At 63.6% G+C, this 14370-nt stretch carries 17 protein-coding genes; 13 read left to right on the top strand and 4 right to left on the bottom strand.

Features of this window, described 5'->3' with window-relative positions:
* The first annotated feature begins 6 nt into the window (after positions 1-6).
* The 3 genes from LB566_RS22460 to LB566_RS22470 all read left to right on the top strand — a co-directional run bounded on the left by LB566_RS22460 (position 7) and on the right by LB566_RS22470 (position 1442).
* Entirely contained in the window at positions 7-516 is a 510-nt protein-coding gene (locus LB566_RS22460) for an RrF2 family transcriptional regulator (RefSeq protein WP_224627108.1), read from the top strand.
* 20 nt (positions 517-536) lie between these two features.
* Positions 537-995, top strand: coding sequence for a carboxymuconolactone decarboxylase family protein (locus LB566_RS22465; protein WP_140495113.1), 459 nt, complete (start codon positions 537-539; stop codon positions 993-995).
* A gap of 69 nt (positions 996-1064) precedes the next feature.
* A complete protein-coding gene (locus LB566_RS22470) occupies positions 1065-1442 on the top strand; it encodes a DoxX family protein (RefSeq protein WP_224627110.1) in 378 nt (125 codons plus the stop codon).
* Between the two features lie 9 nt (positions 1443-1451).
* On the opposite strand, the gene LB566_RS22475 is transcribed toward LB566_RS22470, so the two are convergent.
* Both LB566_RS22475 and LB566_RS22480 read right to left on the bottom strand, forming a co-directional pair.
* Positions 1452-2174, bottom strand: a complete 723-nt coding sequence (locus LB566_RS22475) for an SDR family oxidoreductase (RefSeq protein ID WP_224627113.1) — start codon at positions 2172-2174, stop codon at positions 1452-1454.
* On the bottom strand, positions 2171-3010 hold the full coding sequence (locus tag LB566_RS22480; protein WP_224627126.1) for an SDR family NAD(P)-dependent oxidoreductase: 840 nt from the start codon (positions 3008-3010) through the stop codon (positions 2171-2173). Before LB566_RS22480 ends, LB566_RS22475 begins: the two co-directional genes overlap by 4 nt.
* Before the next feature lie 101 nt (positions 3011-3111).
* Here LB566_RS22480 and LB566_RS22485 point away from each other — a divergent pair, with 101 nt between their 5' ends.
* Entirely contained in the window at positions 3112-3984 is an 873-nt protein-coding gene (locus tag LB566_RS22485; protein ID WP_224627128.1) for a helix-turn-helix transcriptional regulator, read from the top strand.
* 15 nt (positions 3985-3999) lie between these two features.
* On the opposite strand, the gene LB566_RS22490 is transcribed toward LB566_RS22485, so the two are convergent.
* Positions 4000-4635, bottom strand: a complete 636-nt coding sequence (locus tag LB566_RS22490; RefSeq protein WP_224627130.1) for a TetR family transcriptional regulator C-terminal domain-containing protein — start codon at positions 4633-4635, stop codon at positions 4000-4002.
* A gap of 227 nt (positions 4636-4862) precedes the next feature.
* Between LB566_RS22490 and LB566_RS22495 the strand changes: the two genes are divergently transcribed.
* The 4 genes from LB566_RS22495 to LB566_RS22510 all read left to right on the top strand — a co-directional run bounded on the left by LB566_RS22495 (position 4863) and on the right by LB566_RS22510 (position 9408).
* Entirely contained in the window at positions 4863-6191 is a 1329-nt protein-coding gene (locus LB566_RS22495; protein WP_140735079.1) for an aspartate aminotransferase family protein, read from the top strand.
* A gap of 71 nt (positions 6192-6262) precedes the next feature.
* Entirely contained in the window at positions 6263-7513 is a 1251-nt protein-coding gene (locus LB566_RS22500) for a Zn-dependent hydrolase (protein WP_224627132.1), read from the top strand.
* 63 nt (positions 7514-7576) lie between these two features.
* Positions 7577-9028 carry a dihydropyrimidinase gene (gene hydA, locus LB566_RS22505; protein ID WP_224627134.1) on the top strand — a complete coding sequence of 484 codons (1452 nt, stop codon included), beginning with the start codon at positions 7577-7579 and terminating at the stop codon, positions 9026-9028.
* A gap of 2 nt (positions 9029-9030) precedes the next feature.
* Positions 9031-9408, top strand: coding sequence for a hypothetical protein (locus LB566_RS22510; protein ID WP_224627136.1), 378 nt, complete (start codon positions 9031-9033; stop codon positions 9406-9408).
* Positions 9409-9431: 23 nt separating this feature from the next.
* Here the strand turns inward: LB566_RS22510 and LB566_RS22515 are convergent, their stop codons facing one another.
* Entirely contained in the window at positions 9432-9836 is a 405-nt protein-coding gene (locus LB566_RS22515) for a cupin domain-containing protein (protein WP_140553046.1), read from the bottom strand.
* 130 nt (positions 9837-9966) lie between these two features.
* Here LB566_RS22515 and LB566_RS22520 point away from each other — a divergent pair, with 130 nt between their 5' ends.
* Genes LB566_RS22520 through LB566_RS22540 form a run of 5 tightly spaced genes read left to right on the top strand, consistent with a single transcriptional unit; the run spans position 9967 to position 14318 of the window.
* A complete protein-coding gene (locus tag LB566_RS22520; RefSeq protein ID WP_224627138.1) occupies positions 9967-10758 on the top strand; it encodes an ABC transporter ATP-binding protein in 792 nt (263 codons plus the stop codon).
* Between the two features lie 37 nt (positions 10759-10795).
* A complete protein-coding gene (locus tag LB566_RS22525) occupies positions 10796-11278 on the top strand; it encodes an endonuclease domain-containing protein (protein WP_224627149.1) in 483 nt (160 codons plus the stop codon).
* Entirely contained in the window at positions 11279-12157 is an 879-nt protein-coding gene (locus tag LB566_RS22530) for an ABC transporter permease (RefSeq protein WP_224627151.1), read from the top strand. It begins immediately after the preceding gene.
* Entirely contained in the window at positions 12154-13308 is a 1155-nt protein-coding gene (locus LB566_RS22535; protein WP_224627153.1) for an ABC transporter permease, read from the top strand. Before LB566_RS22530 ends, LB566_RS22535 begins: the two co-directional genes overlap by 4 nt.
* A 38-nt stretch (positions 13309-13346) precedes the next feature.
* Positions 13347-14318, top strand: coding sequence for an ABC transporter substrate-binding protein (locus LB566_RS22540; protein ID WP_224627155.1), 972 nt, complete (start codon positions 13347-13349; stop codon positions 14316-14318).
* The last annotated feature ends 52 nt before the right edge of the window (positions 14319-14370 follow it).

Consider the following 14370-nt stretch of genomic DNA (forward strand, 5'->3'; position numbering starts at 1 on the left):
CGCACCATGAAACTGGGCGAGGGCGTCGAAGCGGCCATCCACTGCGCGGCGACGCTGGCGGGCGTCGATGGCGACAGCACCATGCCAGGTGCGGCCCTCGCGGAGGCGTTCGGCCTGTCGCCGAGCTATCTCCTGAAGCATTTGAACATGCTGACGGCGGCGCGCATCCTGGAGTCGGTTCCCGGGCCGGCGGGCGGCTACCGGTTGGCGAAGCCGGCCGAACGCATCACGCTGCTGGACATCGTGCTGGCGGTCGAAGGGCGCGAGCCGGCTTTCCGCTGCGGCGAAATCCGCCAGCGCGGCCCGACGAAACTCGATGCGTCGGCCTATGTCAGGCCGTGCGGCATCAATGCTGCGATGCTGAAGGCGGAGCGCGCCTATCGCGCGGCGCTAGCCGAGGTCAGGCTGTCCGACATCGTGGCGGACTTCATGAAAGGCGCCGATCCGCGATCGGTCGCGGCAAGCTGCGCTTTCGCCGAGCGCCACCAGCGGCAGCAGAAATCCCGTTCAACCTAGCAAGCATGAAAGGAAAGATGATGAGACAGAGGCTCCAGTTCTTCGCCAAGGCGCCCGAGATCATGAAAGCGGTGTCGGCGCTCAACAAGGCGGTCGACGAATGCGGGCTTGAGGAAAGCCTGCTGCACCTGATCAAGCTCAGGGCCTCACAGATCAATGGCTGCTCCTTCTGCGTCGAGATGCACAGCCGCGAGGCGAGGCGCGACGGCGAGACCGAACAGCGGCTTTATCTGGTTTCGGCTTGGAAGGAATCGCCGCTGTTTTCGGAGCGCGAGCGCGCCGCTTTGGCCTGGACCGAGGCCGTGACGCTGATCGCCAACAATGGTGTTTCGGACGAGCTCTATGCCCGCACGCTGGAGCATTTCTCGGAAGAGGAGTTGGTCAAGCTCTCCGTGGCGCTGGGCATGATCAACACCTGGAACCGGCTTTGCATTCCGTTCCACGCCATTCATCCGATGCCTGCCGCCAAGGCCGCCTGATTGCTCGATCACGATCGGAGCGCCGCCGAGGGAGGCGGCGCTCCCACTATTTCAAAGGGAGAGCGTTTGATGCTTGCCGATTTGCCCGCCGCCTTGTTGGTTCTCGGCCGGCTGTTGCTTGGTGGCGGGTTTGTCTTCGCCGGCCTGCGCAACATTCAGAACGCGGGCTTCTTGACGGGGCTGATGGCCGCGCGAGGCGTGCCGCAGGCGCGGCTGGCGCTTTGGGCCGGCATCGTCCTGCAGATCGTCGCCGGCATGCTGGTGATGGTAGGCTTCTGGACCGCGATTGCCTGTATGGCGCTGGTGCTGTTCCTGATCGTCGCCACGCCGATGTTCCACAATTTCTGGGACCATCAGGGGCAGGAGCGTGCGTCGCGTATCAATGGTTTTGTTGGCAATATCGCGCTGAGCGGCGGCTTCCTGACACTGATCGCCCAGTCGCTTTGACGGTTGCAGCTAGGCCGCGAACCGCAAACCACCATCGCAGGTCAGCACCTGGCCGGTCATGAAGCCGTTGGAGACGAGAAAGGCTATGGCCGAGGCGACGTCCTCGGCGCGGCCGATGCGGCCGACCGGTGTCTTGCCGGCATATTCCGCGAAGACCGCTTGTCGCTGCTCGTCCGGCAAAAAGTCCCACCAAGGCGTGTCGATGACGCCGGGCGCCACGACGTTGACGCGCAGCGGCTTCAGCTCGACAGCCAGGATCGGCGCCACCGTCAGGAGCATGCCATTGACGGCGCCGATGCCGGCGACGCCCGGCGTGGCGAGTTGGGCGGACACCGCCGAGATGAAGGTGACCGATCCTGATTTGTCCAGCGTCGGCAAGGCCGCCTGCAGGCAGGATAGTTGCGGCCGCACCTTTTCGTCGACTCCGCCAGCGATGTCGGCAAGGTCAAGGGTATGGAACGGGCCGAGGCCCTTGCCGCCGCTGGCCGCCAGAACGAGGTGATCGAACGGGCCGAGACGCTCGAAGAACTGGCGCACTTCATTCGGCTTTGACGCATCGAACGTCGCCTTGTCGGCGGCGCCGCCAAGGCTTTTCCAGGCACCGATGAGCCTCTCCTGGTTGCGTCCTGTGATCGTCACCTTCATGCCCGGGCCGAGCAGTTTTCGCGCCGTCGCCAAGCCGATGCCGGATGAGCCGCCGATGATGACTGTGTGTTCGATCTTCTCGGTCATGAGTGCTGGTCCTTCGATGCCGCCTGCCCGACAAGGTCGAGGCTCAGGCTCCGCAGTTGCTGTCTTGCTGTGCTGTCGTAAGCCTGGGCGTCGGCGCGGGATTCGCGAAGGCCGTCGAAATAGAGGCCGCTGCGCCCTTCGAGATCAGGCGAGGTGGCGAGATTGAGGATGGCGTCGGCGCCGGTCTCGACCGAGCTCCATGGTGTCACGCCGGCCTGGCGGACCATGGTGGTGTTCATGTAGCTCGCCGGGTGCAGGGCGTTGACGGTAACCCCGCTGCCCTTGAGCTGCTCGGCGAGATCGACGGTGAAGAGGATCTGCGCTAGCTTGCTTTGGCAGTAGGCGCGCACGCCGCTGTAGCCGCGGGTGAGCATGACGTCGCTAAAGTCGATGGCCTGCTGGCCCGCCGAGGCGACGTTGACGATACGCGCCGGCGCGCTGGCCTTCAGCAGCGGCAGAAGTTCCGATGTCAGTAGGAAACCGGCAAGATAGTTGACGGCGAAGCGCAGTTCGTAGCCGTCGGCGCTGACCTGCCTTTTGGCGTTTTGGCCCGCCGTGCCGACACCGGCATTGTTGATGAGGATGTCGAGCCGAGCGGTTTTTTCACGCACGGCCTCGGCGAGCCGGCGCACCTCGGCCAGCGAGGCGAGGTCGGCTGCGAAGAACTCGGCCTTGCCGCCGGCCGCCTCGATGTCCACGACCGCCGCCTTTCCGCGCGCTGCGTCGCGTCCGTGCACCAGCACCCGGGCGCCACCTGCGCCCAGCCGTTGCGCGACGACCCGGCCGACACCGTCGGTCGAACCGGTGATCAGGATTGTCTTGTCTTTCAGGTCCATGTTTGAGCCTCCATTCGTCGCTCTCGACAGAAGATGGGGCAGCGCGCGCGCGCCAAACAGATCAAACTTTATCCTGGTATCGGTACTGCTATAATAAGATCATGGATGCTCCTTCTCATTCCGCTGAAGACAGCCGCCGGCGCGAGCTCGGCGCCTTCCTGCGCTCGCGCCGCGAGAGGCTTTCGCCACTGGCCGCCGGCATTGCCTGCGGCGCGCGGCGGCGCACGCCGGGCCTGCGGCGCGAGGAGGTGGCGCTGATCGCCGGCGTCGGCACCACCTGGTACACCTGGCTGGAACAGGGCAGGGAAGTCAGGCCCTCCGTAGAGGTGCTGGCGGCGCTCTGCGAGGCGCTGCGCCTCGACGCTGTCGAGAAGCGGCATTTGTTCATCCTCGCTGGCCGCCAGCAGCCGGAGCATCGTATGGCGACGCCCGAAAAGGTCGACGGGCCGTTGCTGCACATGTTGGAGAGCCTCGTCCTGCAGCCTGCCTATGTCGTCGGCCGGCGTTGGGACGTGCTCGCCTGGAACCCGGCAGCCGCCGCGGTGTTCGGCGATTATGGCTTGCTGGAAGGGGACGCCCGCAACATCGTCCATATGGTGTTTACCAGCCCGCACCATCGCCGCCTGCTCGTCGACTGGGAAGAGCTTGCTCGCGTGGTGCTCGCTTCGTTTCGCGCCGAAAGCGCCAAATATGTCGGTGATCCCGATTTCGACCGGTTGATCGCGCTGATGATGCGCTCGAGTCCCGAGTTCCGCGATTGGTGGCCCCGCCGCGACGTGGCGCGAAAGCTGACCGGTCTGAAGCACGTCCGCCACCCGACGGCCGGCGCGATGGCCTTCGAGCATATGAGCCTGTCGATCGACGATGGATCCGACATGCGGCTGGTCGTCTACACGCCGCTGGCCGAGCAGAACTCGATCGCCAAGCTCCAGAGCTTGCTTGATAGGCTGCCGGCGGAGCGGCGCAGCGCCTGAGCCTTCAGGGCAGGGTCAGGCCTTCGGCTTCAACCCGTCGAGGAACAATTGCTCCAGGAACCTCGCTGCGTCCCCGAAGCGGCCGTCGCCGCCACGGTTCGGGCCGAGCACGGCGCGGACCTGGACGTCGAAATCGGCATAGTGCTGGGTCGTCGCCCAGATCGAGAAGATCAGGTGCCAAGGATCCGTCCTGGCGATCTTGCCGGCGCGCATCCAGCCCTTGATGACGGTTGCCTTCTCGTCGACCAGCGTCTTCAGTTCGCCGGTCAGCAACGGCATGATGCGTGGTGCGCCCTGCAGGATCTCGTTGGCGAACAGCCGGCTCTCTCGCGGAAAATCGCGCGCCATTTCAAGCTTGCGCCTGATGTAGCTCCTGAGCTCGGTCAGGGGATCGCCGATGTCGTCGAGTTCCCTGAGCGGCGCCAGCCATGTGTCGAGCAGGCGCTGCATCAGCGTCTCGTGAATCTCTTCCTTGCGGCGAAAGTAATAGAGCAGGTTGGGCTTCGACATCCCCGCAGCTTCGGCGATCTGGTCGATGGTCGAGCCACGGAAGCCGTTGGTGGAGAACACCTCGAGTGCGGCTTCGAGAATGAGCTCGCGCTTCTCCTGCTGGATGCGGGTGCGGCGAGGGGCTTCCGTGCTGGTGTTCACCGTTGCGCGCCCTCGTGTTGAAAGCGGTCTGGCCCAATTCTCTGGACCAGTTTTTCCCCGGCCTGTGGAACGCACTTCAGGAGCCGCATTTCCGCTAGTAATCCCTTGACCGCCGACAAGGCGGTGCTAACGTTTGTCCAATCGGTCAAAAATTTGCGTAGCACGAAAGCGCGGCAAAGACCAAGCGTTGGACGTACCGAAACAGGTTACAAGGGGAAGTCTTGGTCATGTCCAACCGGCTGAAAGTCACGCCGAACGATCTCAGTGCATTCTGGATGCCGTTCACGGCAAACCGGCAGTTCAAGCAGGCGCCACGCATGTTCGTGTCCGCCAAGGACATGCACTACACGACCAGCGATGGCCGCAAGGTGCTGGACGGCACCGCCGGCCTCTGGTGCGTCAATGCCGGCCATTGCCGGCCCAAGATCACCGAGGCGATCCAGCAGCAGGCGGCCGAACTCGACTACGCTCCGGCCTTCCAGATGGGCCACCCGATCGTGTTCGAACTGGCCAACCGCCTGGTCGACGTTGCGCCGAAGGGCATGGACCACGTGTTCTTCACCAATTCCGGTTCGGAATCGGTCGAGACCGCGTTGAAGATGGCGATCGCCTATCACCGGGTGAAGGGCGAGGGCTCGCGCACCCGTCTGATCGGACGCGAGCGCGGCTATCACGGCGTCAATTTCGGCGGCATTTCGGTCGGCGGCATCGTCACCAACCGCAAGATGTTCGGCACGCTGCTCGGCGGCGTCGACCACATGCCTCACACCCACCTGCCGGAGAAGAACGCCTTCTCCAAGGGCGTGCCGGAACATGGCGCGGAACTCGCCAACGAGCTGGAGCGCATCGTTGCGCTCCATGACGCCTCGACCATAGCGGCCGTCATCGTCGAGCCGGTCGCTGGCTCCACCGGCGTCATCCTGCCGCCCAAGGGCTATTTGCAGAAGCTGCGCGAAATCTGCACCAAGCACGGCATCCTGTTGATCTTCGACGAGGTCATCACCGGTTTCGGCCGTCTTGGCGCGCCGTTCGCGGCCGATTATTTCGGCGTCACGCCTGATATCATGACCACCGCCAAGGGCGTCTCCAACGGCGTCATCCCGATGGGCGCGGTGTTCGTGAAGAAGGAAATCCACGACGCCTTCATGACCGGCCCCGAGCACATGATCGAGTTCTTCCACGGCTACACCTATTCGGGCAATCCGATTGCCTGCGCGGCGGCCCTTGGCACGCTCGATACTTACAAGGAAGAGGGCCTGCTCACGCGCGGCGAGGAACTGGCGCCCTATTGGGAGGACGCGCTGCATTCGCTGAACGGCGAGCCGCATGTCATCGACATCAGGAACATCGGCCTGATCGGTGCGATCGAGCTGGCGCCGATCGCCGGCAGCCCGACCAAGCGGGCATTCTCGGCCTTCGTCAAGGCATTCGAGCGCGGCGCGCTGATCCGCACCACCGGCGACATCATCGCGCTGTCGCCGCCCCTGATCATCACCAAGGGCCAGATCAACGAACTGATCGACCATGTGCGTGAAGTGCTGAGGTCGATCGACTAGACTTGCCTTTGTCTGGGCGGGTGGCGATGGGAACCGCCACCTGCCCGGACTATGAAATGGAAGGACTTTGAATGGCCGCACCCGGCGAGAATCTGCGAATCAATTCAGACCGTTTGTGGGATTCCATCATGGAGATGGCGAAGATCGGTCCCGGCGTTGCCGGCGGCAACAATCGCCAGACCGTGACCGACGAGGACGGCGAGGGCCGGCATCTGTTCAAGCGCTGGTGCGACGCGGCCGGGCTCGAAATGGGCGTCGACGAGATGGGCACCATGTTTGCCCGCCGCGAAGGCACCGACCCCAGCCTGCCGCCGGTCTATGTCGGCAGCCATCTCGACACGCAGCCGACCGGCGGCAAATATGACGGGGTGCTCGGCGTGCTCGGCGGCTTGGAAGTGGTGCGCTCGCTTAACGATCTCGGCATCAAGACCAAACATCCGATTGTCGTCACCAACTGGACCAACGAGGAAGGTGCGCGCTTCGCCCCGGCGATGATGGCGTCCGGCGTGTTCGCCGGCGTGCTCGACCAGGCCGATGTCTACGAGCACACGGACAAGAACGGCAAGAAATTCGGCGAGGAGCTTGAGCGGATCGGCTGGAAGGGCACGGAAAAAGTCGGCGATCGCAAGATCCACGCCTTCTTCGAACTTCATATCGAACAGGGGCCGATCCTCGAGGACGAGGGCATCGACATCGGTGTCGTCACCCATGGCCAGGGGCTGAAATGGCTGCAGGTGACGCTGACCGGCAAGGAGGCGCATACCGGCTCGACGCCGATGCCCAAGCGCCGCAATGCCGGGCTCGGCATGGCGCGCGTGATCGAACTGGTGCACGAGATTGCCATGGACTACCAGCCGGACGCCGTCGGCGCGGTCGGCCACATGGAAGTCTATCCGAACTCACGCAACATCATCGCCGGGCGCACCGTATTCACCATCGACATCCGCTCGCCGGAGAAGGAAGTGCTCGACGCCATGGATGGGCGCATCCGCGAAGGCATCGACACGATATGCGAGGCGCTCGACATCCAATACAAGATCGAGCAGGTCGGCCATTTCGATCCGGTCACCTTCGACAAGGGCTGCGTCAAGGCGATCCGTGATGCCGCCGACCGGCTCGGCTACACGCACCGCAACATCGTCTCGGGAGCGGGCCACGACGCCTGCTGGATCAACCGCGTCGCGCCGACCGCCATGGTGATGTGCCCTTGTGTCGACGGTCTCAGCCACAACGAGGCCGAGGAGATCTCCAAGGAATGGGCGACGGCAGGAGCCGACGTGCTGTTCCATGCCGTGGTGGAGACGGCGGTCATCGTGGAGTAAGCTGGAAAGCTGGATTTCCAAACGCTGCTCGCTAGAAGCGCGAAGGAACAAGGGAACAAGAAAATGACCAAAGTCATCCGCAACGGCACCATCGTCACCGCCGACCGCACATGGAAGGCCGACGTGCTGATGCAGCACGGCAAGATCGTCGCCATCGGCTCCGACCTGCATGGCGACCATGAGTTCGACGCCACCGGCTGCTACGTCATGCCCGGCGGCATCGATCCGCATACTCATCTCGAAATGCCGTTCATGGGCACCTATTCGGCCGACGATTTCGAGTCCGGCACGCGCGCCGCCCTTGCCGGCGGCACGACGATGGTGGTCGATTTCTGCCTGCCGTCGCCGCAGCAGTCGCTGCTCGAGGCCTTGCAGATGTGGGACAACAAGACCTCGAAGGCTGCCTGCGACTATTCCTTCCACATGGCGATCACCTGGTGGGGCAAGCAGGTGTTCGACGAGATGGCTACCGTCGTCGACAAGGGCATCACCTCGTTTAAGCATTTCATGGCCTACAAGGGCGCGCTGATGGTGGACGACGACGAGATGTACGCGTCGTTCCAGCGCTGCGCCGAGCTCGGCGCGCTGCCGCTGGTGCATGCCGAGAATGGCGACGTGGTTGCGGCGCTCTCGCAGAAGCTGCTTGCCGCCGGCAACAATGGCCCGGAGGGGCACGCCTATTCGCGCCCGCCGGAAGTGGAAGGCGAGGCGACCAATCGCGCCATCATGATCGCCGACATGGCCGGCGTGCCGCTCTATGTCGTGCATGTTTCCTGCGAGCAGGCGCACGAGGCCATCCGCCGGGCGCGTCAGAAAGGCATGCGGGTGTTCGGCGAGCCACTGATCCAGCACCTGACGCTGGACGAGAGCGAGTATTTCGACAAGGACTGGGACCATGCGGCGCGCCGCGTGATGAGCCCGCCCTTTCGCAACAAATTACACCAGGATTCGCTGTGGGCCGGCCTGCAGGCGGGATCGTTGCAGGTGGTTGCGACCGACCACTGCGCCTTCACCACGGACCAGAAGCGCTTCGGCGTCGGCGACTTCACCAAGATCCCGAACGGCACGGGCGGCCTCGAGGATCGCATGCCGGTGCTGTGGACCAGGGGCGTCAACACCGGGCGGCTGACGATGAACGAATTCGTCGCCGTAACCTCGACCAACATCGCCAAGATCCTCAACATGTACCCGAAAAAGGGCGCCATCGTCGAAGGCGCGGATGCCGACATCATCGTGTGGGATCCCAAACGCAAGAAGACGATTTCTTCGAAGAAGCAGCAGTCGGTCATCGACTACAATGTCTTCGAAGGCGTCGAAGTGACCGGCCTGCCGCGCTTCGTCTTCTCGCGTGGCGAATTGTCGATCGAAGAGGCCCAGGTAAAGGCCAAGCCTGGCCATGGCCAGTTCGTCGGCCGTGAGCCGAATGCGGCGGTCAATCGGGCACTGTCGACCTGGAAGGAGATCACCGCGCCGCGCAAGGTGGAGCGGACAGGCATTCCGGCGACCGGGGTTTGAGCATGCGCGCCTTTCTGTTGGCCGCCGCGTCGGTCGTCGCGGCGGCGGCCGGCCATGCGTCTGCGGCCGGCATCGACCTCACCAAGCCCTATGGCAACAAGTCCGGCTGCATCAACAGCAACGGCCAGCAGGTCTATGCGGAGGACATGCTGCTTTTGACCGACAAGGAGTTCATCACGGTCGCCAGCGCCTGCACCTTTACCGGCAAGCAGGCGCAGGCCGACGGCTCGCTGGTGCTGAAGGCGCAATGCCAGGCGGAAGGCGAAGAAGGGCAGTCGCCAATCCAGTTCACCGTCAAGCGCAGCGCCAGGAATGCCAAGAAGCTGGTGATCGCCGACGAAGACGGCGCGCTCTACGGAGAAGTCTCCCGGTGCCGATGACGCCGAAACCCTTCCCACCAGCGTCAGGCGACCAATGCATCCAGTTCCGGCAACAGGACAACGCTTTCCTGCTCTTTGGGATCGGTGCGGGCAATGACGGCCGAAGACGGGGCCCCGCTCAGATTGGCGGGCAGATGCGGCACGCCGGCCGGAATGTAGAAGAGGTCGCCGGCTTTGGCGACGATGTGGTTCTCAAGCCGGTCGCCGTACCAGGTATGGACCTCGCCGGAGAGCACGTAGATCGCCGTTTCATGGTTCTCATGCAGATGCGCCTTGGCGCGGGCGCCGGGCGGCATGGTGAGCACATGCATGCAGATACCAGATGAGCCGACCGACTCGGTGGCGATCCCGGCAAAATAGGTCAATCCCTGCTTGCCTTCATAAGAGCTTTCAGGGCGGATAAGATGGCAAGTGGGTTTAGGCGACATCGGGGAAACTCCGGGCGTCGAATAAGTGGAACAAGACCAATGGGACTGGGTGAGTGGAAAACAACATCGCGATAAAAGCAATCGGAATCGGGCCGGCGCCGCAGGGGCAGGAACAGGCAGGCCGCGGCCGATGACGGAGATTTCGCCAGCCGTCGTCGCGGCAAGCAAGCTTGGCCTGACCTTCCAGACCAATGACGGGCCGGTACAGGCGCTGTCCAATGTCGACCTGACCATCGGCAAGGGTGAGTTCGTTTCCTTCATCGGGCCGTCGGGCTGCGGCAAGACGACCTTGCTGCGGGTCATCGCCGATCTTGAGAAGCCGACCTCGGGGACCATTTCGGTCAACGGCATGACAGCAGAACAGGCGCGCGAGAAACGCGCCTACGGCTACGTCTTCCAGGCCGCCGCCCTGTTTCCCTGGCGCACCATCGAGCGCAACGTCGCGCTGCCGCTGGAGATCATGGGTCTGTCCGGGGCGGAGCAGGGAGAGCGGATCAGGCGCACGCTCGAGCTCGTCAACCTTTCCGGCTTCGAGAAGAAGTATCCCTGGCAGCTTTCCGGCGGCATGCAGCAGCGCGCCTCGATCGCTCGCGCGCTCGCCTTCGATGCCGATCTTCTGTTGATGGACGAGCCTTTCGGCGCGCTGGACGAGATCGTGCGCGACCACCTCAACGAGCAGTTGCTGGAACTGTGGGCGCGCACCAACAAGACCATCTGCTTCGTCACCCATTCCATTCCGGAAGCCGTGTATCTGTCGACGCGCATCGTGGTCATGTCGCCGCGACCGGGCCGCGTCAGCGATGTCATCGAGTCGACGCTGCCGAAGGAGCGGCCGCTCGACATCCGCGAGACGCCGGAGTTCCTGGCGATCGCCGCGAGGGTGCGCGATGGCTTGAGGGCAGGGCACAGCTATGATGATTGAGGGGGACGGGTTTCCTCCTCTCCCCAACGGGGAGAGGGTGGCCGGAACGAAGCGGAGGTCGGGTGAGGGGGCGGCGCCGACGGATCCGACCAAGAGAAAGGTCGGTGCAACCGCTCGCGCCCGGCAGCTCCGATTCGACGAAACCGAGGCTGAATACCGGCTTTGGGGCGAGTTGAGAGGGCGCCACCTCAATGGCTACAAATTTGTTCGGCAAATGCCGCCCGGCCCTTTCTTCGCTGACTTTGTTTGTCGCAAGGAATGGCTGATTGTCGAACTTGATGGCAGCCAACATGCGGATTCACAAACCGACCCCGCAAGGACAGCTTGGTTGAACGGACAGGGCTATTCGGTTCTCCGGTTCTGGAACCATGAGGTTTTGGCCGAGCGCCGAGCGGTCCTTGATACGATCTTGGCTTGCCTCGACGGAAAGATTTTTATCCCCTCACCCGACCTCGGCTTCGCTCCGGCCACCCTCTCCCCGTTGGGGAGAGGAGGGCGCCCAACTGGCGAGGCCCGCTAGATGGACACTTTCCGTTCCAAGCTCATCCCGGTCACCTCGATCCTCGCCGGCGTGGTCGTGCTCTGGTACGTCTTCGCGGTTATCCTCAACACACCCTTCCAGCGTGATCTCGATCAGCGCTCGAACACGAGCTCCGGCACCGTCGAATTCATCGGCAAGACGCTCTCGCAGCCGAAGCCGACGCTGCCGGCGCCGCACCAGGTGGCGGTGAACTTTTTCGAGAACACCTTTTTGCGCAGCGTCACCTCCAGCCGCAGCCTGGTCTACAACGCCTGGGTGACGTTGTCCTCGACGCTGCTCGGCTTTGCCTTCGGCACGGCGCTCGGCATCATCATCGCGGTGGGCATCGTACATGTGGCGACGCTCGACCGCAGCCTGATGCCGTGGATCATCGCCTCGCAGACCATCCCGATCCTGGCGGTGGCGCCGATGATCATCGTCGTGCTGGCGGCGATCGGCATTACCGGACTGATCCCCAAGGCGATGATTTCGACCTATCTGTCGTTCTTCCCGGTGACGGTGGGCATGGTGAAGGGGCTGCGCTCGCCCGAGATCATGCATCTCGACCTGATGCACACCTATAATGCCAGCCGTGCGCAGACCTTCTGGAAATTGCGCGTGCCGGCCTCGGTGCCGTTCCTGTTCACCTCGATGAAGGTGGCGGTGGCGGCCAGCCTGGTCGGCGCCATTGTCGGCGAACTGCCGACGGGTGCTGTCGCCGGCATCGGCGCCAAGCTGCTCGCCGGCGCCTATTACAGCCAGTCCATCGATATCTGGTCGGCGCTGGTCGCCGGCTCGATCGTCGCCGCGCTGCTGGTCATGGTGGTCGGCATTGCCGGGCGCCTCGTCGACCGCGCCATGGGCGGGAGGCCGGCATGAACCGGCTGAAACCTTCCTGGCAGGCGGTGCTGGCCATTGTGCTGTGCGTGGCGGGGCTTGCGCTTGGCGCGATCGCCGCGCCAAAGGTGGATCCGCTGGCGCAGCCCGCAGGGACGTTGATGTATCCCTATGCAGCGACGGGCTGGCTGATCTTCGGCGTGCTTCTTCTCTCGGCCTTGATCTCGATGGCCAGAATACCGTCCATCGTCGAAGCTGTCGTGCTTTTCATCGGCGCCCATCTCACTGCCTGGCTGCTGATCTCGGGCATCGCCGGTTTCGAAGGCACCGCACTGGCGCCTTACTTCCTGCTGCTCACCACCGCCTGGCTGCTTGGCTGGCGCTGCGTCGCGGTGCTATCGGGACTGCACCCCACGGAAAGCTGGATGCGCACTGCGCTACGCCTGATCATCCCCGCCATCTTCGGCGCCTGGATCCTGATCATCTGGGAAGCGGTGACGCGTGGCGCCGGCATCCCCTTCATCCTGCTGCCGCCGCCGAGCGCCATCGGCGCGCGCATCGCCAGTTCGCTGCCGATCCTTGGCGCCGATGTCCGGCAGACCATCTTCAAGGCGGTGATCTTCGGCTATGTCGTCGGCAGCGGGGCCGGCTTCGTCACGGCCATTCTCGCCGACCGGGTGCCGTTCCTGCGGCGCGGCCTGCTGCCCATCGGCAATATGGTCTCGGCGCTGCCGATCATCGGCGTGGCGCCGATCATGGTGATGTGGTTCGGCTTCGACTGGCAGTCCAAGGCGGCTGTCGTCATCATCATGACCTTCTTCCCGATGCTGGTGAACACCGTCGCCGGTCTGGCCGCGTCCGGCCATATGGAGCGCGACCTGATGCGCACCTATGCGTCCGGCTACTGGCCGACGCTTATCAAGCTCAGGCTGCCGGCCGCCGCTCCCTTCATCTTCAACGCGCTGAAGATCAACTCGACGCTGGCGCTGATCGGCGCCATCGTCGCTGAGTTCTTCGGCACGCCTGTCGTCGGCATGGGCTTCCGCATCTCGACCGAAGTCGGGCGGATGAACATCGACATGGTCTGGGCCGAAATCGCAGTTGCAGCCCTTGCGGGTTCGGTCTTTTATGGCGTGGTCGCTCTTGTCGAAAGAGCCGTCACGTTTTGGCATCCCTCTGTCCGTGGTGGATAGGGGCGGTGGGTTTGGGCACTAACTCCAGAGGGAAAAAAATGAAAAGACTGATTATTCCTGTACTGGCCGGCGCGATGTCGCTGGCCGCGTTCCAGGCAATGGCTGCCGACAAGGTGACGTTACAGCTGAAATGGGTCACGCAGGCCCAGTTTGCCGGCTACTACGTCGCCAAGGCGAAGGGCTTCTATGAGGCCGAGGGTCTCGACGTCGACATCAAGCCGGGCGGTCCCGACATTGCGCCCGAGCAGGTGATCGCCGGCGGCGGCGCCGATGTTATCGTCGACTGGATGGGCGGCGCGCTGGCAGCCCGCGAAAAGGGCGTGCCGCTGGTCAACATCGCCCAGCCGTTCAAGAAGGCCGGCATGGAACTGGTCTGCCCGAAGGACGGCCCGATCAAGACCGAAGCCGACTTCAAGGGCCACACGCTCGGCGTCTGGTTCTTCGGCAACGAATATCCGTTCTACGCCTGGATGAACAAGCTTGGCCTCAAGACCGATGGCGGCCCGGACGGCGTCACCGTTCTCAAGCAGAGCTTTGACGTGCAGCCGCTGATCCAGAAGCAGGCGGACTGCATTTCGGTCATGACCTACAATGAATACTGGCAGCTGATCGACGCCGGCTACAAGCCGGAGCAGCTCACCGTGTTCAACTACTCGGCGATGGGCAACGACCTGCTCGAGGACGGGCTTTATGCCTCGGAGGACAAGCTCAAGGATCCGGCCTTCGAGGACAAGATGGTGCGTTTCGTGCGCGCCTCGATGAAGGGTTGGAAATATGCCGTCGATCACAACGACGAAGCGGCCGAGATCGTCATGGACGGCGGCGGCCAGGACGAGAACCACCAGAAGCGGATGATGAGCGAAGTCGCCAAGCTGATCGACAATGCCGACGGCAAGCTCGATCCGGCGACCTACGAGCGTACCGCCAAGGCGCTGCTCGACCAGAAGATCATCACCAAGGAGCCGAAAGGCGCCTATACCACCGCGATCACCGACAAGGCGATCAAGTAAGCCTCGAACTGGCCTCGTGACGGGGCTCGATGGCTGGTGTTGGAGGGGCGGG

Origin of the sequence: Mesorhizobium sp. CA13 (assembly GCF_020165235.1) — a bacterium.
Lineage (GTDB): Bacteria > Pseudomonadota > Alphaproteobacteria > Rhizobiales > Rhizobiaceae > Mesorhizobium.

Excerpts from the sequence above, each read along its gene's own strand:
- LB566_RS22475 (WP_224627113.1), bottom strand. The coding sequence starts at position 2,174 with ATGACCGAGAAGATCGAACACACAGTCATCATCGGCGGCTCATCCGGC.
- hydA (WP_224627134.1), top strand. The coding sequence starts at position 7,577 with ATGACCAAAGTCATCCGCAACGGCACCATCGTCACCGCCGACCGCACA.
- LB566_RS22460 (WP_224627108.1), top strand. The coding sequence starts at position 7 with ATGAAACTGGGCGAGGGCGTCGAAGCGGCCATCCACTGCGCGGCGACG.
- LB566_RS22515 (WP_140553046.1), bottom strand. The coding sequence starts at position 9,836 with ATGTCGCCTAAACCCACTTGCCATCTTATCCGCCCTGAAAGCTCTTAT.
- LB566_RS22520 (WP_224627138.1), top strand. The coding sequence starts at position 9,967 with ATGACGGAGATTTCGCCAGCCGTCGTCGCGGCAAGCAAGCTTGGCCTG.
- LB566_RS22470 (WP_224627110.1), top strand. The coding sequence starts at position 1,065 with ATGCTTGCCGATTTGCCCGCCGCCTTGTTGGTTCTCGGCCGGCTGTTG.
- LB566_RS22480 (WP_224627126.1), bottom strand. The coding sequence starts at position 3,010 with ATGGACCTGAAAGACAAGACAATCCTGATCACCGGTTCGACCGACGGT.
- LB566_RS22540 (WP_224627155.1), top strand. The coding sequence starts at position 13,347 with ATGAAAAGACTGATTATTCCTGTACTGGCCGGCGCGATGTCGCTGGCC.
- LB566_RS22535 (WP_224627153.1), top strand. The coding sequence starts at position 12,154 with ATGAACCGGCTGAAACCTTCCTGGCAGGCGGTGCTGGCCATTGTGCTG.
- LB566_RS22495 (WP_140735079.1), top strand. The coding sequence starts at position 4,863 with ATGTCCAACCGGCTGAAAGTCACGCCGAACGATCTCAGTGCATTCTGG.
- LB566_RS22530 (WP_224627151.1), top strand. The coding sequence starts at position 11,279 with ATGGACACTTTCCGTTCCAAGCTCATCCCGGTCACCTCGATCCTCGCC.
- LB566_RS22510 (WP_224627136.1), top strand. The coding sequence starts at position 9,031 with ATGCGCGCCTTTCTGTTGGCCGCCGCGTCGGTCGTCGCGGCGGCGGCC.
- LB566_RS22485 (WP_224627128.1), top strand. The coding sequence starts at position 3,112 with ATGGATGCTCCTTCTCATTCCGCTGAAGACAGCCGCCGGCGCGAGCTC.
- LB566_RS22465 (WP_140495113.1), top strand. The coding sequence starts at position 537 with ATGAGACAGAGGCTCCAGTTCTTCGCCAAGGCGCCCGAGATCATGAAA.
- LB566_RS22500 (WP_224627132.1), top strand. The coding sequence starts at position 6,263 with ATGGCCGCACCCGGCGAGAATCTGCGAATCAATTCAGACCGTTTGTGG.